The following is a 15,981-nucleotide window of genomic DNA, read 5'->3' as shown; positions in this document are numbered from 1 at the left end:
GAGGATTAAGAATCATGTTACAACCTAAACGTACAAAATACCGAAAACAGATGAAAGGCCGTAACAGAGGTTTAGCCTTACGCGGTAGCAATATCAGCTTCGGTGAATTTGGTTTGAAAGCGCTTGAGCGTGGTCGTTTAACAGCAAGACAAATCGAGGCAGCGCGAAGAGCAATGACACGTCATATTAAACGTGGTGGTAAAATTTGGATTAGAGTATTCCCAGATAAGCCTATTACACAAAAGCCTTTGGAAGTAAGACAAGGTAAGGGTAAAGGTAGCGTTGAATATTGGGTTGCTCAAATACAACCAGGTAAGGTTTTATTTGAAATGGAAGGTGTGTCCAGAGAGCTTGCTATGGAAGCTTTTGATCTGGCTAAAGCAAAACTTCCTTTCAAGGTTATATTTGAAGAAAGGAAGGTGATGTAATGAAAAAGATTGATGAATTACGCGGTTTATCAGTAGAAGAACTGCAAAATGAATTGCTTTCATTGCGTAAAGAACAATTAAATTTGCGAATGAAGAAAGCAAGTGGCTCACTAGATAAAACACATCTCATCACCATGGTGCGTAAGTCAGTGGCAAGAGTAAAAACAATGTTGACTGAAAAGGCAGGTAAGTGACATGTCTAATAGTGAATCAAATGCCAGAACAATGGTTGGAAAAGTAGTTAGTGACAAAATGGATAAAACCATAGTTGTGATGATTGAACGTTCTGTTAAACATCCAAAGTATGGAAAAATTATGAAACGTCGATCTAAATTGCATGCGCATGATGAAAATCAAGTATGTAAAATTGGTAACATAGTAAAAATCCGTGAGTCAAGACCACTCTCTAAAACAAAAAGCTGGGTATTAGTCGAAGTAATTTCTTAATCAACCCTGTTGATTTACTTTTAAAACCCTAAAAGGCCTGATATAATCAGCAACCTTTTTCTGGTCGAAATCAGAGCTGGAGTAAAAAATGATCCAAATGCAGACAGTGCTCGAAGTGGCTGACAATAGCGGAGCACGTAAGGTTATGTGTATTAAAGTGCTTGGCGGTTCTCACCGTAGATATGCACGTGTAGGTGATGTAATCAAAGTAAGTATTAAAGATGCAATACCCAGAAGTAAAGTAAAGAAAGGTGCTGTGATGAAAGCAGTAGTTGTTCGTACAGCACAAGGCGTTCGTAGAGACGATGGCTCTTTGATTCGTTTCGATGGTAACGCTGCAGTACTGTTAAATAACCAAAACGAGCCAATTGGTACTCGTATATTTGGCCCTGTTACTCGCGAGCTACGAGAGAGATTTATGAAAATAATATCTCTGGCTGCAGAAGTTTTGTGAGAAGGATTTAGATATGAAACGTATTCAGAAAGGCGATGATGTAATTATAATTGCCGGTAAAAGTAAAGGTCATAGAGGTAAAGTCCTACGTGTGACTGAAAGTGGTGTGGTTGTTGAAGGTGGAAACTTAATCAAAAAACATGTTAAGGCTAATCCACAAAAACCAGAAAGCAAGGGTGGTATTATTACCCTTGAAGCGCCAGTACACGTTTCTAACGTTGCTCATTATAATCCCAATACAAAGAAAGCAGATAAAGTAGGCTTTAAGTTTATTGAGAGTAACGGAATAAGTAAGAAGGTTAGATACTTTAAATCTGACAATGAAATAATTGACCGTGTTTAATTAGGTGATTGAAATGGCAAGACTTAATGAATTTTATAAAAAAGAAATCATCCCTATGATGATGAAACGGTTCAAGTATTCCAGCGTTATGGAAGTTCCAAAGTTGCTTAAAATCACCTTGAATATGGGTGTTGGCGAAGCTGTTGGTGATAAAAAGGTGATGAACCATGCAGTTGAGGATATGACTCTAATTGCTGGACAAAAGCCTGTTGTTACTAAAGCAAGAAAATCTATTGCTGGTTTTAAAATTAGGGAAGGTTGGCCAATAGGCTGTAAAGTAACACTAAGACGTCAACGTATGTATGAGTTTTTAGACAGACTGGTTTCCGTAACTTTACCGCGTGTGAGAGATTTTCGTGGTTTAAATCCTAAATCTTTTGATGGAACTGGTAATTACAGTATGGGGATACATGAACAAATCGTATTTCCAGAAATTGATTACGATAAAACAGATGGTATCCGTGGTTTAGATATTTGTATTACTACAAGTGCTAAAACAAATGAAGAAGCTAAAGCTTTATTAGAAGCCTTTAACCTTCCATTGAAAGATAGAGATAAAAAATAAGGGTGAAATTGTGGCTAAAAAATCAATGCTCATGAGAGAGTTAAAGCGTAGCAAGCTAGTAAATAAGTACAGTAGACGCAGAAACGAATTGAAAAAATTGATTAAATCATCTGATGATTTTCAGGTAATTATGGATAGCCAGTTAAAGTTAGCTAAATTGCCTGTTAATTCAAATCCTGTTCGTTTTAAAACACGATGTCAGCAATGTGGCCGTCCACATGGAGTTTATCGTAAGTTTGCTCTTTGTAGAATTTGCTTAAGGCAACAACTAATGGTTGGTAATATACCTGGCGGAAGAAAATCTAGCTGGTAATTTTTTAATTGGAGAACGATTGTGAGTATGCATGATCCAGTTGCTGATATGCTGACCCGAATTAGAAATGGTCAACAAGCAAAGCATCAGCAAATAACGTTAACTTCTTCTAAATTGAAGGAAGAAATTGCTCGTGTTTTAAAGGAAGAAGGATATATTGAAAACTTCTTTGTGGAATCATTAGATAATAATCTTAAATTAATGACGATTAAGCTGAAATACTATCATGGCAGACCCGTTATTGAATTGATTAAGAGAATTAGCAGGCCTGGATTGAGAGTCTATAAGTCTTATAAAGATTTGACATCTGTTCCTGGCTTTGGCGTAGCTATTTTGTCTACATCACAAGGTATAATGACCCATATATCTGCAAAGATGAAAGGCGTTGGTGGCGAAGTCATTTGTGAAGTGGCTTAATACTTGCGAGGAATAATATGTCTAGAGTAGCAAAAGCCCCAGTAGTTCAACCAGCAAACGTTGAAATAACAATAGGTGATGGTGAAATTACTGTAAAAGGGCCTAAAGGAACACTAACCCAAAAAATTAATAGGTTAGTTAAAGTAACTAAAAATAAAGATTCTAATCATGTTGAGTTTGCGCCTGCTGCAAATGATCCTAGAGCTTGGGCTCAGGCTGGAACTGCTCGTGCATTAGTAAACAATATGGTTAAGGGTGTAACTGAAGGTTTTGTTGTTACCTTGGAACTGGTTGGTGTAGGTTATAGAGCACAGTCTAAAGATAAATCAATTACGTTATCTTTAGGTTTTTCTCATCCTATTGAATACCACTTGCCTAAAGGCGTTTTAGTAGAAACCCCAAGTAATACTGTCATATTGCTGAAAGGTGTTGATAAACAAATTTTGGGTCAAGTTGCTTCTGAAATAAGAGCATTTAGACCACCAGAGCCCTATAAAGGCAAAGGTGTTAAACTTGCTGGCGAGTATATTGCTCGTAAAGAAGCGAAAAAGAAATAAGGTTTAAGTCATGAATAAACAGAACTCACGTGCTCGACGTGGATTAAAAGCAAAAGCACTGATCCGTAAATCAGGCAGAGCAAGATTAGTCGTTTATAGAAGTGGTTTGCACATTTACTCACAAATCATTGAAGCGGATAAGCTTGGTGATAAAGTATTGGTATCATGTTCAACAAACGATAAAGAATTGCGCCCAAGCCTGACCGGTAAATGTAAGGTAGAACAAGCTAACCTAGTTGGCAAGCTGCTTGGTAAGCGTGCAAGCGAGCGTGGCATTACTCAAGTTGCATTTGATCGTGCTGGTTATAAATATCATGGCCGAGTGAAAGCCCTTGCAGAAGGTGCGCGCGAAGCTGGATTAGATTTTTAAGGAACGATTATGGCATTCGATGAATCATCACCTAAATCAGATGGCTACCAAGAAAAGCTAGTATCGGTTAATCGTACAGCTAAAGTTGTAAAAGGCGGCCGTGTTTTCGGCTTTGCGGTACTTGTTGTTGTTGGTGACGGCAAGGGTAAAGTTGGCTTTGGTAGAGGTAAAGCGAGAGAAGTTCCAATTGCTATTCAAAAAGCAATGGAGCAAGCTAAGAAAAATATGGTTTATATTCCACTTTCTGGATCAACTATATTTCATGAAATTACTTGGAACTACGGTGCTTCTAAAGTATTTATGAAGCCTGCAAGTGAAGGTACTGGAATTATTGCTGGTGGCGCGATGAGAGCCGTCTTAGAAGTTTTAGGCGTGCAAAACATATTAGCTAAAAGTATTGGTTCTACCAACCCAAGCAATATTGTTAGGGCTACAATTGGAGCTTTAACTAATATCGGTACCCCAGATTATGTTGCGGCCAAGCGTGGTAAAACTGTTGAAGAAGTTATGGCGGGCTAATTATGGAAAAGAAAATTAAAATAACTTTGGTTAAAAGCATTATAGGCAGAAAGCCAAAGCACATTTCTATCGTAAAGCAATTAGGTCTAGGTAAAACTAATTCGAGTGTATCTCATAATGATACCCCAGCAATTCGTGGCCTTATTAATAAAGTTGATTATCTATTGCTGGTTGAGGAGAGTGTATAATGAATTTAAATTCACTATCACCAGATCCTGGTTCAAAACGTCCCAAAAAACGATTAGGGCGTGGTATAGGATCCGGACTAGGTAAAACAAGTGGTAAAGGTCATAAAGGGCAAAAAGCTCGTGCTGGTGGCTTTCATAAAATTAATTTTGAAGGCGGTCAAATGCCTATTCAAAGACGTCTACCAAAAATGGGCTTTAAGTCACGCGTTGGTAGAACTGTAGATCAAATATGTCTCAGTGAACTTGCAAAATTGTCTGCTGAAGTAATTGATCTCAATACATTGCGTGAAGCAGGTTTAATCAGCAATTCTATTAAGGATGTAAAAGTTATTTTATCTGGTGAATTAACTACTGCCATCAAACTTAAAGGTTTAAGAGTCACTAAAGGAGCTCGTTCGGCCATTGAAGGTTTAGGCGGCAGCATAGAAGAATGACTATGAAAAACCAAAAACATAATGCAAGCCAATCACGTGGAGGATTGGCTGAACTGAAATCAAGATTATTGTTTGTTGTTCTTGGCATTTTAGTATATCGTTTAGGAGCACACATACCAGTTCCTGGTTTGGATCCCGCGCGGCTCGCTAATTTTTTTAATGAACAACAGAATACAATATTTGGCTTATTCAATATGTTTTCTGGTGGTGCTTTATCGCGTGTGACGGTTTTTGCAATTGGTATTATGCCATATATTTCTGCATCTATTATTCTACAACTTTTTACTGTTGTTTCTCCTAAATTGGAACAACTTAAAAAAGAAGGTGAATCTGGACGTAGAAAAATAAACCAATACACTCGATACCTGACTTTGGTACTTTCGGTGTTTCAGTCTTTAGGGATGGCACGTTGGTTAGCTGGACAACAAATTGCACTACAAGCTGACTTCTCATTCTACTTTACCGCAGTGGTTACCTTGGTGACCGGAACAATGTTTTTAATGTGGTTGGGTGAGCAAATTACTGAAAAGGGTGTCGGTAATGGCATATCCTTAATTATCTTTTCGGGAATTGTTTCAAGTATGCCCACTGCTATTGCATCAGTTCTTCAACAGGTTAAAGAAGGACAAATGCAGGCATTAACCTTAATTATTATTGCTGCTGTTGTAGTGGTGGTAACCGGATTTGTAGTATTCATGGAGCGTGCACAGAGGCGTATAAGAGTTAATTATGCGCAAAGAACGCAAGGTAGAAAGGTATATGCTGCACAAACAAGCCATTTACCTTTGAAGATCAATATGTCTGGAGTAATACCTCCTATTTTTGCGTCCAGCATCATATTATTACCTGCAACTTTGGCGCAATTTTTCTCACATACTAAAGGTTTGGGGTGGTTAGCTGATGTTGGAATGGCTCTATCCCCTGGGCAGCCTTTGTATTTAATTGTGTATGCTGTAGCTATTATATTTTTTGCGTTCTTTTATGCAGCTTTGGTGTTTAATCCCAAAGATACTGCTGATAATTTAAAAAAATCTGGTGCATATATTCCTGGAATTAGACCAGGTGAACAAACAACTAAATATATTGATGGTGTAATGACCCGCTTGACACTAGTTGGCGCGATTTATTTGGTTCTTGTATGTCTTTTGCCTCAGATTTTGATGTATACATGGCATGTCCCTTTTTATTTCGGAGGAACGTCATTGCTGATTATTGTAGTTGTTATTATGGATTTTGTAGCTCAGGTACAAGCTCATTTAATGACGCAGCAATATGATTCTTTAATGAAAAAGGCTAATTTTAAAGGCACCAAATTACCTGGTCTTTTATGATCTTTATCGGAGTTAGGAATGAAAGTAAGAGCATCTGTAAAGCGAATTTGTCGCAATTGCAAGATTATTAAACGAAGTGGCACTATACGGGTTATTTGTAAAGATGCCAGACATAAGCAAAAGCAGGGTTAATATCCGCTTGATTTAATTTTATAAAAATAGTATTCTTCTGTCCCTTTCGACAGAACAAATAACGTTCGGAGAAGTTAATGGCTCGTATTGCAGGAGTAAATATACCTGATCACAAACATGTTGTGATTGCTTTAACAGCAATATATGGTATTGGTAAACCTACATCCTTGAAATTATGTTCAGCAGTTGGTATTGAACCTTCAAAAAAGGTATCAGAACTAACTGATGCTCAACTTGAGTCTTTGAGAACAGAAATTGCAAAAATAACAGTGGAAGGTGATTTGCGTCGTGTTGTGACAATGAACATTAAGCGCCTTATGGATCTAGGATGTTATCGTGGTCTAAGACACAGAAGAGGGTTGCCATTGCGAGGACAACGTACGAAAACTAATGCTCGTACGAGAAAAGGTCGCAGAAAAGGCACTACCGTTTGATTTTTCATGTAGGAAAGTAAGATGGCAATAACAAAGTCAAAACAACAAAAAGTACGCAAAAAGGCAAAACGTGTTGTATCAGATGGTATTGTGCACGTTCATGCATCTTTTAATAATACTATAGTTACCTTTACTGATAGACAAGGTAATGCGCTATGCTGGGCAACATCTGGTGGTTCAGGATTTAGAGGATCAAGAAAAAGCACCCCTTATGCTGCACAGGTTGCTACTGAGCGTGCTGCTGCTGTTGCGAAAGAATACGGTATGAAATCTGTGGCTGTATTTGTTCATGGTCCCGGACCTGGAAGAGAGTCCACTATTCGTGAATTAATATCACAGGATTTTAAAATTGTTGAAATTACCGATGTTACTGGTATACCTCATAACGGGTGTAAACCACCTAAAAAACGTCGTGTATAAGACTCAGGAGTAATTAATGGCTAGATATCTTGGTCCAAAATGTAAGTTATCACGTCGTGAAGGTTGTGATTTATTACTTAAAAGTGGTGTCCGTGATCACAAGTCCAAATGTAAATCTGAAAAGTTACCTGGACAACATGGTGATAAAAAACCACGCCTGAATGGTTATGGAATTCAGCTTAGAGAGAAACAAAAAATTAGAAGACTATATGGCGTTCTTGAAAAGCAATTCCGTGGCTATTACAAAATGGCTGCTCGTATGAAAGGTGCTACAGGCGAAAACCTGATGTCTTTACTTGAAAGACGTTTGGATAATGTTGTGTACCGTATGGGTTTTGCAAGTACACGTGCTGAAGCACGACAACTTGTTACACACAAAGCCATACTTGTTAATGATAATATAGTTAACGTTCCATCTTTCTTAGTAAAACCTGGAGATGTTATATCTGTTCGTCAAAAAGCACGAAGCCAAGGCCGTATTCAAGCAGCTTTAGCTTTGTCCGAACAAAGAGCTCCATGTGATTGGATTACTGTAGATTCTTCTTCTTGCAAAGGGACATTCTCTACAGCACCAACGTTAACTGACTTATCTTCAGACTACAACGTAAACTTAGTTGTAGAACTTTACTCTAAGTAAGCTCGGAGAAATAGCTGAATGTATACTGAAATCAATGAAATGTTGACACCTAATGTTCTTAAGGTCCAGGCAGAATCGCCCTATAAAGCTAGAATAGTTTTAGAGCCTTTGGAGCGTGGCTTTGGTCATACTCTCGGCAATGCTTTGAGACGTATTTTGTTATCATCAATGCCTGGAAGTGCAATTACTGAAGCTTCAATTGACGGTGTTCTGCATGAGTACAGCACAATTGAAGGCGTGCAGGAAGATGTTGTTGATATATTACTGAACCTGAAGTTAGTTGCAATAAAAATGTCAGTTGGTGAAGACGCCACTGTAACATTGAACAAACAAGGTCCTTGTCAAGTTACTGCTGGAGACATTCAGCTGACTCATGGATTAGAAATAATTAATCCAGAGCTGGTCATTGCTAATTTGAATGAAAAAGGCAAATTGAATATGACTTTGAAAGTTGAGCGAGGAATTGGTTTCCACAGTACTGATTCATTTATTAGACATTTCGATGATGAAGTAGAAAGAAAATCTGTTGGGAAGCTTAAAATTGATAATAGTTTCTCTCCAGTTAAGAAAGTGGCTTACTATGTTGATAGTGCTCGTGTAGAAAACCGTACTGACCTCGACAAGTTAACTATTGAGTTAGAAACTAATGGAACTATTGATGCTGAAGAATCAATACGGATCTCTGCTAGTATTCTTCAAAGACAACTTCATGCTTTTGTTGACATGAAATTTGAAGAGTCTCGGTCTGATAATAAAGAACGCAATGATTTTGATCCTATTCTATTACGCTCTGTTGATGATTTAGAGTTAACTGTTCGATCTGCAAATTGCTTGAAAGCAGAAAATATTCATTATATCGGCGATTTAGTACAAAGAACTGAAAATGAACTCTTAAAAACTCCTAATCTAGGTAAGAAATCTTTAACTGAGATTAAGGATGTTTTAGCTTCACGTTCATTATCGCTTGGTATGAAACTTGAGAATTGGCCGCCAGCAAATCTTGGCGAATAAAGTTTAGGAGTTTTGGTTATGCGTCACCGTAATTCAGGCAGAAGTTTTGGCCGTACAAGTAGCCACAGAAAGGCTATGTTTGCAAATATGTGTTGCTCTTTAATTGAGCATGAGTTGATTAAAACAACTTTGCCTAAAGCTAAAGATTTGCGACGTTATATTGAACCTTTAATTACTGTTTCAAAGGTTGATTCAGTTGCTACACGTCGTCATGCGTTTGATATTCTAAGATCTAAATCTGCTGTTGGTAAATTATTTAAAGATTTAGGTCCGCGTTTTGTTGAACGTCCTGGTGGATATGTACGTATTATCAAGTGTGGTTATAGAGACGGCGATAATGCACCTATGGCAATAGTTGAGTTATTAGATCGACCTGTTGCTAGTGATGATACTGAAGAGTGAATTCAGCTGTTCAAATCTAAAAACCCGCATTTTGCGGGTTTTTTGTTTTGAAGAAAATTAGATTGTAGCCTGGGTGAAGCGCAGCGGAACTCGGGTTTTGCGTTGAGAATCCCCCCGAGTTCCGCTGCGCTTCACCCAGGCTACGTTTTTAACAAAGCAAATGGCGATAAGTTTTATTTATTTTTTAGATCCATGGTTGCTTATCCACAAGTAAATCACTCTCGATACCGCCTGTTTGCTCTGTTGATTTTGGTTCTAATAAGATGACATGTACTTCTTCATCTGCTACAGGTTTATGTTCTACGCCTTTGGGTACAATATAAAACTCACCTTCTTTTAAAGTAACTATTTTATCTTTAAGTTCAATTTTGAGCATACCTTTTATGACCATAAAAAGCTCATCTTCAGTTGCATGGCTATGCCACATAAACTCTCCTTTGAATTTTGCAAGTTTGACATATTGACCATTTAGTTCTCCAACAATGCGTGGAGCCCAGTACTCATTAAAGAGTTTAAATTTTTCAACCAAATTAACTTTGTCCATGGTTACCTCAATTGTAAGTCACTAATAGCTTTCTAAGGTTTCTTTTCAAGCTTTTTTCATATGGAATACACTTTGACTCATCGATATGGATTTGAAAAGTGAATTTCATTATGTTTCACTTAAATGGTTTAGTATGACAGTATTATAGAACCTCTACTTCTTAGCAGTTAATAAGTCAATTGTAGTTTGGTTTATGATTATAATAGACCTCTTTCGTCACTCGCTGCAAAGCAAGAAATGCGTGATAACAGCTGTAGAACTGGAGTGTAACGAAGTCCCATAAGGATTTGCGCATCGTATCGATGAAACAGCCCTCCTTCGCAGGAGTGTTTTGAAAGGGGTCTAATGATAATTTCCTTGTCAGGGCTTATATATAGGTCATCTTTTAAGAGGTTTTACAAGGTAATTTGGCAAAGCTAATATTTGAAAAGTAATCTTGTTTATGGAAAATAATTAATAACTTTATCGATCTGGAGATAATGGATGCTTTTCTATGCTTATTTAGTCAATGAAGATCAAAATCTAGTTTATGTGTTTATAAGAGCTATATTGTTATTAGTAATTGGTACACTTTTGATTCGATTTGGTGATCGACGGTTTAAATTAAACAACTCATTTGATCTGTTAATTATTGTGATTTCTGGTGGATTAATTAGCAGAGGAATAAATGGCCCGGCTACTTTGATGTCTACAACTATTGGTTTAATTGGTTTGATATTGACGCATAAAATATTAGCTATATGTACTAGAAAATCTTTAATATTTGAACGCATATTTAAGGGAAAACGTCATCTTCTTATAAAAAATGGTCATCTTCAAAAGAACGTATTACAAAGCTTAAATATCACCAAAAAAGATATAGAGGAACAAATGCGTCAACAAATACATACTTCTTCTTTGGATAAAGTGCTTTTTGCATATCTGGAAAGAACAGGTCATATATCATTTATAAAAAAAGATTGATGTCTTAATTTAGATTATAAACAGAGATAGTATTTCTACGTCGCGGCTCCACTGCGCAACAGGTTACAGTTATTTTAAAAACTGTTAAACGAAAATTATAGCGCCCTTATCGATAAGGGCAGCAATAGACAATATGACAGCTTAGATCCAAATGAAGTTAAAATGGAACATCATCATCCAATTGATCAAAAGCATCTTGTGGTACTTGCACCGGTTGTTGTCTTCCCGCATTGGGATTGCTTGGTGGTGTAAATTGGGCTTGTGGTATCTCATCAAAGCTGGATGATGCGGCGGCTCCTTTACTGTCGAGCATTTGAATGTCATTAGCTACAATCTCAGTAGTGTATCTATCTTGGCCTTGTTGATCCTGCCACTTTCTAGTTCTTAAACTACCTTCAATGTAGAGTTTAGAGCCTTTGCGTACGTATTCCCCAGCTATTTCACCTAAACGGTTAAAGCATACTACGCGATGCCATTCAGTCCGTTCTTGTTTCTCACCTGTTACTTTATCTTTCCATGCTTCACTTGTGGCAATTGATAGTGTAGTGACCGCATTTCCATTAGGTAAGTAACGGACATCAGGGTCAATACCCACGTTGCCAATTAAGATGACTTTATTTATACCACGTGCCATTTTAAGATCTCCTGTATGCGAAAGTTAGGGAAAGAGTATACCTAATTTATATATTCCTTGCACTGATGAGTTAAAGATGAGCTTTTAATTGCGTTTTGCTAAAGAAAAAAAACAACAAGCATATCTGGCTTGATATACTCGTTGTTGAATAGGATGATTAGTTCGAGATTTTTTTAAGCCATTCTTTAGCTTCTTTACTCACCTGCTCATCATGGATTAGGACATCATAAATAGTTACTTTAGCTTCGCTTGCAGGAGTGTTTCTGCTTTTTCTTGCAGAAATTTTGCTTGCATGCCTAGATTTTCCAGCATGTTTGCATTATGAGCAAGTAGTCGTTTGATTTGCGCTAATTCAAAACCAAAAAATTTCAAGGCAATAATCTGTTGCAGCTTTGATAAGTCTTGTTCGGAGTACAAACGATAACGATTGCTTAGACGTAAACTGGGTTTAAGTAAACCAATTTTGTCGTAGTGATGCAGTGTTCTTACTGAAACTTGCGTCAGTCGACTAAACTCTTTTGCATACCATTGTTTCATCGTTTTTCCTCCTTGGTGACAAGGCTAATGTATGACATAAGGTAAGAGTCAAGCATCTGTTCAATCAAAAAGTGTTTTATCGGAACTGGAAACCAGTTCGTACAGACGCATAATTTGTTTTTGGGTCACTCTAGGTGTTGAGAGTGCTGGTAAGCGAGTTAAATCAAAAAAATCAATTTCAGAAATTTCTAAATTTTCTTTTGCGGTTCCCGACATAATGTCACAATGAAAAAAGCATTTATAAGTATGCGGCCACTGTTGCGGATGCTCATGTTTTTGTTTATCCCACAATGCAAGTAATCTAATTACAGAAACATCAAATCCAGTTTCTTCCTTAGCTTCTCTAATTACTGATTCCGATGCTGATTCATTTGTTTCTGCCCACCCACCAGGCAAGGTCCACAGCTCATCGGAGCGTTCTTTAACCAATAAAATTTTATTATCTTTTAGAATAAAAGCACGGACATCTACCTTAGGAGTAGCATATCCTTTTTCTAATGAAAAAATTTGTTTTATCTCAGTAAGAGGAGTATCCGAGTAATTTGCCATAAATTCGGAAGCAATTTCGCGAAGCCTTAAATAACGTTCTTTATCAAATTCATTATTTGAGTAGCTCAGTCCATTTTGAGCGATTGCTTGAATTTCAGTAATGTATTTTAACCAACTGAGATCATTTTTAGACATGATTTTGTTATCCCTATAGTGCATTTTTTTGCTTTCAGCTATTGACTCTCACGTTACGTGATAGTTTAGAATCAACTTTCAGGGGAAAGTTGAATGAAATATTACCAAATTAAAGAAATTAGCCAAATGACCTCATTAACTATAAGGTCATTACAATATTACGATGAAATTGGCTTATTAAAACCAACAAAGCGCTCAATGAGCGGTTATCGTCTTTATTCTGAAACGGATTTAATACGATTACAACAAATTATCACCTTAAAGTTTTTAGGTTTTTCTTTATCGACGATTAAAAAAATTATGGAAAATCCGCATTTCGATGTAATGACGTCTATTGGCATACAAGCATGTGAATTAACCGAGAAAGCGGCGCGAATTAATGAAGCGGCATCATTGCTCACTTATATTTCCAGTCAAATGGAAATGAATCAACCGGTGAATTGGAAAAGTACTGCAAAAATTATAGAAATATTGGAGTTAAATACAATGAATGATCAAGTATTGCAAAAATATCAATCCGAAGCGGAACAATCCGAATTAGGTAAAAAATCTGCATATGATGAAATGTATAATCCAGATCGATTATATCCTATTCCGAGAGCAGGAAAGCGGCAGGAAATTGGGGTTGATCCAGTTCAATTGCCTTTTTATGGATTTGATTGCTGGAATCACTATGAGGTTTCCTGGCTTAATGCTAAAGGCAAACCAATGGTTGCAATTGCTGAATTGTTTTATGACTGCAGTTCACCTAACTTGATTGAGTCAAAATCATTAAAACTTTATTTTAATTCATTCAACAATACTCGAATTCAAAGTGTTCGTGAATTAGAAAATACAATTAAAAAAGACTTACAAGAACGAGTTGGTGCTGAAGTTTGGGTGCATGTTCACCTTCTGGATGCGACCAGTCAGTTTGCTATACAACAGCCTTTAATAGGGGAGTTACTTGATAATCTTGATATAGAATGTTCTGTTTATCTTGTTGAGCCTTCATTTCTCACTGTAAGCGATGAAATTGTGGAGGAAACCTTATTTTCCAATTTATTGAAATCAAATTGTCTGGTTACAAACCAGCCTGATTGGGGAAGCGTACACATCACCTATAAAGGGAAAAAAATTAATCGAGAAGGTTTATTGAAATACCTTGTTTCATATCGAAATCATAATGAGTTTCACGAACAATGTATTGAGCGCATTTTTGTTGATATTATGAACTATTGCAAGCCTGAAAAACTGACTGTATATGGACGCTATACAAGACGAGGCGGTTTGGATATTAACCCATACCGATCTACAGAGAAGAGCTCATTTTCTGGTAAAAATTTGCGCCTGGTCCGTCAGTAGCTTAATGGTGCATTGCAAACAGTATCAACTTGAGTAGCCTAGGCTTCGCCCAGGCTACGAGTAGTATGTAGAATTTAATCAACTAATTGGTGTTGCCCCATATTCCATGCTGGACGACAAGAAATAAACAATTGCATAGTTCCTTCCCAGTAATATTTTTCTCCTGCTTCAATTAATACTGCATCACCAGCAGATAATTTATATTCTGTATGATTGACAACGACTTTACCTTCACCCTGGAATACATAAGCTAATTCATTACATTCTAAATTTATTACTCGTCGTGTCTCAGGATATCGGCCTGATATTTTTGCTATAGCGCAATCAATCATTGGATCATTAAGATGATACTCTGTCACTTTACAGGATGCAGCATTACTGTGTTCTGTAGTTTGATGCTTCAAAGAAATTTTCATTTAAACACTCCATTGATTAGCGATTTCCGCTATGAATTATTTTTTCAGCACTGCCTTCAAGATAGTGCTCTCTGTTCACACGTAAATAAATTACCCGCTCATCTTCTGCGAATGCTACTTCAATCACTCCTTTCACATGTAACAATTCATTGATGAGATTTATTTTTTTTCCAGTCCAGGAACAAGGCAAAATAAGTGTTGCGATAGAAGCGTTTGATTTCATGGAAAAAGAAACAAGTAGCCATAAAGCACTTAAGACAGTATTCGTAATAAAAATTCCCTTGCTGCCACTCCATTGATACAAAACACCTGATATTGTTCCACCAATAAAAAGCCCTAAAAATTGACTGGTTGAATAAACGCCCATGGCAGTTCCTTTACTGTTAGGATTTGCCTGTCTGGATACCAAAGAGGGTAATGCGGCTTCGAGAATATTAAAAGCAATAAAATAAATTAACATAAGAAAGCATAGACTAAGCCAATTTTGAAAAGTATAGGCTAATAATAATTGTGCTATTACCATTGTGAGTACGGATAAAATAAAAACACTTTTCATGCGCTTTTTCTTTTCGGCAATCACAATAAATGGGATCATGAGTATAAATGAAATAAGCATAAGGGGCAGATAAAAATGCCATTGTTGTGATAAATGGCCTTGCTCCACCTGTTTTCTCAAGATGTAGGGGATGGCAAAAAATGTTGCTGTAAGAATAAAATGCTGACAAAAAATGCCCATATTAAGGCGTTGTAGTTGTAGATTGGAAATAACTTGTTTCAATAAAGCGGGATTTGTTTCACTATCAATGTGAATGCGTTCATTTACAGGTTTAGGAATTACTAAATGCAGCAATCCTATCCCTATAATCGCTAATAAAGTAGTTAGGCAAAAAATACCAGAGAGACCAAAATGATGGGTAATGGCTGGGCTAATTACCATGGCCAAGCTAAATGATGTGCCTATGGTCATACCAATGACCGCCATTGCTTTGGTACGTTGTTCGTCAGGTGTTAAATCAGAAAGTAAAGCGATTAAAACGCTACCAATTGCACCTGTGCCTTGCAAGGTTCTGGCAAGAATCATCCCATAAATAGAATCAGTAATGGCACCCAGCAAACTACCAAAAGCAAAAAGGATTAGACCCACAGTAATCATGGGTTTTCTTCCTATTTTATCGGAAAGCATGCCAAAGGGCATTTGGAGAAGACCTTGCGCAAGACCATAAATTCCTAGAGCAAGACCCACCAAAGCAGGAGAGGCACCCTGCAAATTTTCTGCATAAATGCTAAATACAGGTATGAGTAAAAACAAACCGAGCATGCGAAAGGAAAAAATCGCAGCGATAGGAAACACAGTTTTAAACCAAGAATGCTTCATTCATTAATATATATTTATCTTAATCGTGTGGCGATAGTACAAAGTTAGCTCTCTAGAAACAAGATATTTAAAAATTTAATGA

At 37.0% G+C, this 15,981-nt stretch carries 27 protein-coding genes and 2 pseudogenes; 23 read left to right on the top strand and 6 right to left on the bottom strand.

The window, feature by feature from the left end:
• The first annotated feature begins 14 nt into the window (after positions 1-14).
• The 20 genes from rplP (at position 15) to rplQ (ending at position 9,402) form a co-directional block, all read left to right on the top strand.
• Positions 15-428: a 50S ribosomal protein L16 gene (gene rplP, locus DY223_RS14265; protein ID WP_003633085.1), complete on the top strand. Its 414-nt coding sequence runs from the start codon at positions 15-17 to the stop codon at positions 426-428.
• Positions 428-622: a 50S ribosomal protein L29 gene (gene rpmC / locus DY223_RS14260; protein WP_019233368.1), complete on the top strand. Its 195-nt coding sequence runs from the start codon at positions 428-430 to the stop codon at positions 620-622. The genes rplP and rpmC overlap by 1 nt, the downstream gene beginning before the upstream one ends.
• A gap of 1 nt (position 623) precedes the next feature.
• A complete protein-coding gene (gene rpsQ / locus DY223_RS14255; RefSeq protein ID WP_019233369.1) occupies positions 624-875 on the top strand; it encodes a 30S ribosomal protein S17 in 252 nt (83 codons plus the stop codon).
• 88 nt (positions 876-963) lie between these two features.
• A complete protein-coding gene (gene rplN, locus DY223_RS14250; protein ID WP_006872243.1) occupies positions 964-1,329 on the top strand; it encodes a 50S ribosomal protein L14 in 366 nt (121 codons plus the stop codon).
• A gap of 13 nt (positions 1,330-1,342) precedes the next feature.
• Positions 1,343-1,672 carry a 50S ribosomal protein L24 gene (gene rplX / locus DY223_RS14245; protein ID WP_058458798.1) on the top strand — a complete coding sequence of 110 codons (330 nt, stop codon included), beginning with the start codon at positions 1,343-1,345 and terminating at the stop codon, positions 1,670-1,672.
• Between the two features lie 13 nt (positions 1,673-1,685).
• Positions 1,686-2,237, top strand: coding sequence for a 50S ribosomal protein L5 (gene rplE / locus DY223_RS14240; RefSeq protein WP_058458797.1), 552 nt, complete (start codon positions 1,686-1,688; stop codon positions 2,235-2,237).
• A 10-nt stretch (positions 2,238-2,247) separates the two neighbouring features.
• Positions 2,248-2,550 carry a 30S ribosomal protein S14 gene (gene rpsN, locus DY223_RS14235; protein ID WP_058458796.1) on the top strand — a complete coding sequence of 101 codons (303 nt, stop codon included), beginning with the start codon at positions 2,248-2,250 and terminating at the stop codon, positions 2,548-2,550.
• A gap of 27 nt (positions 2,551-2,577) precedes the next feature.
• Complete coding sequence (gene rpsH / locus DY223_RS14230; RefSeq protein WP_202972288.1) at positions 2,578-2,967, top strand: 30S ribosomal protein S8; 390 nt, start codon at positions 2,578-2,580, stop codon at positions 2,965-2,967.
• A gap of 17 nt (positions 2,968-2,984) precedes the next feature.
• Positions 2,985-3,524: a 50S ribosomal protein L6 gene (gene rplF / locus DY223_RS14225; RefSeq protein WP_058458794.1), complete on the top strand. Its 540-nt coding sequence runs from the start codon at positions 2,985-2,987 to the stop codon at positions 3,522-3,524.
• A 10-nt stretch (positions 3,525-3,534) separates the two neighbouring features.
• Positions 3,535-3,894 carry a 50S ribosomal protein L18 gene (gene rplR / locus DY223_RS14220; RefSeq protein ID WP_058458793.1) on the top strand — a complete coding sequence of 120 codons (360 nt, stop codon included), beginning with the start codon at positions 3,535-3,537 and terminating at the stop codon, positions 3,892-3,894.
• 9 nt (positions 3,895-3,903) lie between these two features.
• Positions 3,904-4,413 (top strand): 30S ribosomal protein S5, encoded by a 510-nt coding sequence (gene rpsE, locus DY223_RS14215; RefSeq protein ID WP_019233376.1) that lies wholly within the window; start codon positions 3,904-3,906, stop codon positions 4,411-4,413.
• A 2-nt stretch (positions 4,414-4,415) separates the two neighbouring features.
• Positions 4,416-4,601 carry a 50S ribosomal protein L30 gene (rpmD, locus tag DY223_RS14210; RefSeq protein ID WP_019233377.1) on the top strand — a complete coding sequence of 62 codons (186 nt, stop codon included), beginning with the start codon at positions 4,416-4,418 and terminating at the stop codon, positions 4,599-4,601.
• Entirely contained in the window at positions 4,601-5,035 is a 435-nt protein-coding gene (rplO, locus tag DY223_RS14205) for a 50S ribosomal protein L15 (RefSeq protein WP_058458792.1), read from the top strand. Before rpmD ends, rplO begins: the two co-directional genes overlap by 1 nt.
• Positions 5,036-5,037: 2 nt before the next feature.
• Positions 5,038-6,366 carry a preprotein translocase subunit SecY gene (gene secY / locus DY223_RS14200; protein ID WP_058458791.1) on the top strand — a complete coding sequence of 443 codons (1,329 nt, stop codon included), beginning with the start codon at positions 5,038-5,040 and terminating at the stop codon, positions 6,364-6,366.
• An 18-nt stretch (positions 6,367-6,384) separates the two neighbouring features.
• The gene (gene rpmJ / locus DY223_RS14195) at positions 6,385-6,498 is read left to right on the top strand and encodes a 50S ribosomal protein L36 (protein WP_010946099.1); all 114 of its coding nucleotides are present in this window, start codon (positions 6,385-6,387) and stop codon (positions 6,496-6,498) included.
• 77 nt (positions 6,499-6,575) lie between these two features.
• On the top strand, positions 6,576-6,932 hold the full coding sequence (gene rpsM / locus DY223_RS14190; protein WP_019233380.1) for a 30S ribosomal protein S13: 357 nt from the start codon (positions 6,576-6,578) through the stop codon (positions 6,930-6,932).
• 21 nt (positions 6,933-6,953) lie between these two features.
• Entirely contained in the window at positions 6,954-7,352 is a 399-nt protein-coding gene (gene rpsK, locus DY223_RS14185) for a 30S ribosomal protein S11 (protein ID WP_003633055.1), read from the top strand.
• A gap of 16 nt (positions 7,353-7,368) precedes the next feature.
• Positions 7,369-7,989 (top strand): 30S ribosomal protein S4, encoded by a 621-nt coding sequence (rpsD, locus tag DY223_RS14180; RefSeq protein WP_058458790.1) that lies wholly within the window; start codon positions 7,369-7,371, stop codon positions 7,987-7,989.
• Between the two features lie 18 nt (positions 7,990-8,007).
• Entirely contained in the window at positions 8,008-9,000 is a 993-nt protein-coding gene (locus DY223_RS14175; RefSeq protein WP_058458789.1) for a DNA-directed RNA polymerase subunit alpha, read from the top strand.
• An 18-nt stretch (positions 9,001-9,018) separates the two neighbouring features.
• Positions 9,019-9,402, top strand: a complete 384-nt coding sequence (gene rplQ / locus DY223_RS14170; RefSeq protein WP_058458788.1) for a 50S ribosomal protein L17 — start codon at positions 9,019-9,021, stop codon at positions 9,400-9,402.
• 184 nt (positions 9,403-9,586) lie between these two features.
• Here the strand turns inward: rplQ and DY223_RS14165 are convergent, their stop codons facing one another.
• Positions 9,587-9,946: a cupin domain-containing protein gene (locus tag DY223_RS14165; protein WP_058458787.1), complete on the bottom strand. Its 360-nt coding sequence runs from the start codon at positions 9,944-9,946 to the stop codon at positions 9,587-9,589.
• 483 nt (positions 9,947-10,429) lie between these two features.
• On the opposite strand from DY223_RS14165, the gene DY223_RS14160 reads away from it, so the two are divergent.
• Positions 10,430-10,909 carry a DUF421 domain-containing protein gene (locus DY223_RS14160; protein WP_058458786.1) on the top strand — a complete coding sequence of 160 codons (480 nt, stop codon included), beginning with the start codon at positions 10,430-10,432 and terminating at the stop codon, positions 10,907-10,909.
• Positions 10,910-11,066: 157 nt separating this feature from the next.
• Here DY223_RS14160 and ssb read toward each other — a convergent pair whose 3' ends face one another.
• The 3 genes and pseudogenes from ssb to DY223_RS14145 all read right to left on the bottom strand — a co-directional run bounded on the left by ssb (position 11,067) and on the right by DY223_RS14145 (position 12,764).
• Positions 11,067-11,543, bottom strand: a complete 477-nt coding sequence (gene ssb, locus DY223_RS14155) for a single-stranded DNA-binding protein (protein ID WP_058458785.1) — start codon at positions 11,541-11,543, stop codon at positions 11,067-11,069.
• Positions 11,544-11,795: 252 nt separating this feature from the next.
• A pseudogene (locus DY223_RS14150) lies at positions 11,796-12,080 on the bottom strand (MerR family transcriptional regulator); the annotation flags it as partial.
• A 60-nt stretch (positions 12,081-12,140) separates the two neighbouring features.
• Complete coding sequence (locus DY223_RS14145; protein WP_058458783.1) at positions 12,141-12,764, bottom strand: NUDIX hydrolase; 624 nt, start codon at positions 12,762-12,764, stop codon at positions 12,141-12,143.
• Between the two features lie 93 nt (positions 12,765-12,857).
• Here DY223_RS14145 and DY223_RS19720 point away from each other — a divergent pair.
• Positions 12,858-13,010: pseudogene (locus DY223_RS19720) on the top strand (MerR family DNA-binding transcriptional regulator); the annotation flags it as partial.
• Between the two features lie 240 nt (positions 13,011-13,250).
• Positions 13,251-14,108, top strand: a complete 858-nt coding sequence (queF, locus tag DY223_RS14140) for an NADPH-dependent 7-cyano-7-deazaguanine reductase QueF (RefSeq protein WP_058458817.1) — start codon at positions 13,251-13,253, stop codon at positions 14,106-14,108.
• 74 nt (positions 14,109-14,182) lie between these two features.
• Here queF and DY223_RS14135 read toward each other — a convergent pair whose 3' ends face one another.
• Both DY223_RS14135 and DY223_RS14130 read right to left on the bottom strand, forming a co-directional pair.
• The gene (locus DY223_RS14135) at positions 14,183-14,524 is read right to left on the bottom strand and encodes a cupin domain-containing protein (RefSeq protein ID WP_058458782.1); all 342 of its coding nucleotides are present in this window, start codon (positions 14,522-14,524) and stop codon (positions 14,183-14,185) included.
• Positions 14,525-14,540: 16 nt separating this feature from the next.
• Complete coding sequence (locus tag DY223_RS14130; RefSeq protein ID WP_058458781.1) at positions 14,541-15,899, bottom strand: MFS transporter; 1,359 nt, start codon at positions 15,897-15,899, stop codon at positions 14,541-14,543.
• Between the last annotated feature and the right edge of the window lie 82 nt (positions 15,900-15,981).

The sequence above is a fragment of the Legionella bozemanae genome, assembly GCF_900450575.1.
Classification (GTDB): domain Bacteria; phylum Pseudomonadota; class Gammaproteobacteria; order Legionellales; family Legionellaceae; genus Legionella; species Legionella bozemanae.
This window is presented reverse-complemented; position numbering and strand designations above follow the sequence as displayed.

Excerpts from the sequence above, each read along its gene's own strand:
- rplP (WP_003633085.1), top strand. The coding sequence starts at position 15 with ATGTTACAACCTAAACGTACAAAATACCGAAAACAGATGAAAGGCCGT.
- rpmC (WP_019233368.1), top strand. The coding sequence starts at position 428 with ATGAAAAAGATTGATGAATTACGCGGTTTATCAGTAGAAGAACTGCAA.
- rpsQ (WP_019233369.1), top strand. The coding sequence starts at position 624 with ATGTCTAATAGTGAATCAAATGCCAGAACAATGGTTGGAAAAGTAGTT.
- rplN (WP_006872243.1), top strand. The coding sequence starts at position 964 with ATGATCCAAATGCAGACAGTGCTCGAAGTGGCTGACAATAGCGGAGCA.
- rplX (WP_058458798.1), top strand. The coding sequence starts at position 1,343 with ATGAAACGTATTCAGAAAGGCGATGATGTAATTATAATTGCCGGTAAA.
- rplE (WP_058458797.1), top strand. The coding sequence starts at position 1,686 with ATGGCAAGACTTAATGAATTTTATAAAAAAGAAATCATCCCTATGATG.
- rpsH (WP_202972288.1), top strand. The coding sequence starts at position 2,578 with ATGCATGATCCAGTTGCTGATATGCTGACCCGAATTAGAAATGGTCAA.
- rplF (WP_058458794.1), top strand. The coding sequence starts at position 2,985 with ATGTCTAGAGTAGCAAAAGCCCCAGTAGTTCAACCAGCAAACGTTGAA.
- rplR (WP_058458793.1), top strand. The coding sequence starts at position 3,535 with ATGAATAAACAGAACTCACGTGCTCGACGTGGATTAAAAGCAAAAGCA.
- rpsE (WP_019233376.1), top strand. The coding sequence starts at position 3,904 with ATGGCATTCGATGAATCATCACCTAAATCAGATGGCTACCAAGAAAAG.
- rpmD (WP_019233377.1), top strand. The coding sequence starts at position 4,416 with ATGGAAAAGAAAATTAAAATAACTTTGGTTAAAAGCATTATAGGCAGA.
- rplO (WP_058458792.1), top strand. The coding sequence starts at position 4,601 with ATGAATTTAAATTCACTATCACCAGATCCTGGTTCAAAACGTCCCAAA.
- secY (WP_058458791.1), top strand. The coding sequence starts at position 5,038 with ATGAAAAACCAAAAACATAATGCAAGCCAATCACGTGGAGGATTGGCT.
- rpmJ (WP_010946099.1), top strand. The coding sequence starts at position 6,385 with ATGAAAGTAAGAGCATCTGTAAAGCGAATTTGTCGCAATTGCAAGATT.
- rpsM (WP_019233380.1), top strand. The coding sequence starts at position 6,576 with ATGGCTCGTATTGCAGGAGTAAATATACCTGATCACAAACATGTTGTG.
- rpsK (WP_003633055.1), top strand. The coding sequence starts at position 6,954 with ATGGCAATAACAAAGTCAAAACAACAAAAAGTACGCAAAAAGGCAAAA.
- rpsD (WP_058458790.1), top strand. The coding sequence starts at position 7,369 with ATGGCTAGATATCTTGGTCCAAAATGTAAGTTATCACGTCGTGAAGGT.
- DY223_RS14175 (WP_058458789.1), top strand. The coding sequence starts at position 8,008 with ATGTATACTGAAATCAATGAAATGTTGACACCTAATGTTCTTAAGGTC.
- rplQ (WP_058458788.1), top strand. The coding sequence starts at position 9,019 with ATGCGTCACCGTAATTCAGGCAGAAGTTTTGGCCGTACAAGTAGCCAC.
- DY223_RS14165 (WP_058458787.1), bottom strand. The coding sequence starts at position 9,946 with ATGGACAAAGTTAATTTGGTTGAAAAATTTAAACTCTTTAATGAGTAC.
- DY223_RS14160 (WP_058458786.1), top strand. The coding sequence starts at position 10,430 with ATGCTTTTCTATGCTTATTTAGTCAATGAAGATCAAAATCTAGTTTAT.
- ssb (WP_058458785.1), bottom strand. The coding sequence starts at position 11,543 with ATGGCACGTGGTATAAATAAAGTCATCTTAATTGGCAACGTGGGTATT.
- DY223_RS14145 (WP_058458783.1), bottom strand. The coding sequence starts at position 12,764 with ATGTCTAAAAATGATCTCAGTTGGTTAAAATACATTACTGAAATTCAA.
- queF (WP_058458817.1), top strand. The coding sequence starts at position 13,251 with ATGAATGATCAAGTATTGCAAAAATATCAATCCGAAGCGGAACAATCC.
- DY223_RS14135 (WP_058458782.1), bottom strand. The coding sequence starts at position 14,524 with ATGAAAATTTCTTTGAAGCATCAAACTACAGAACACAGTAATGCTGCA.
- DY223_RS14130 (WP_058458781.1), bottom strand. The coding sequence starts at position 15,899 with ATGAAGCATTCTTGGTTTAAAACTGTGTTTCCTATCGCTGCGATTTTT.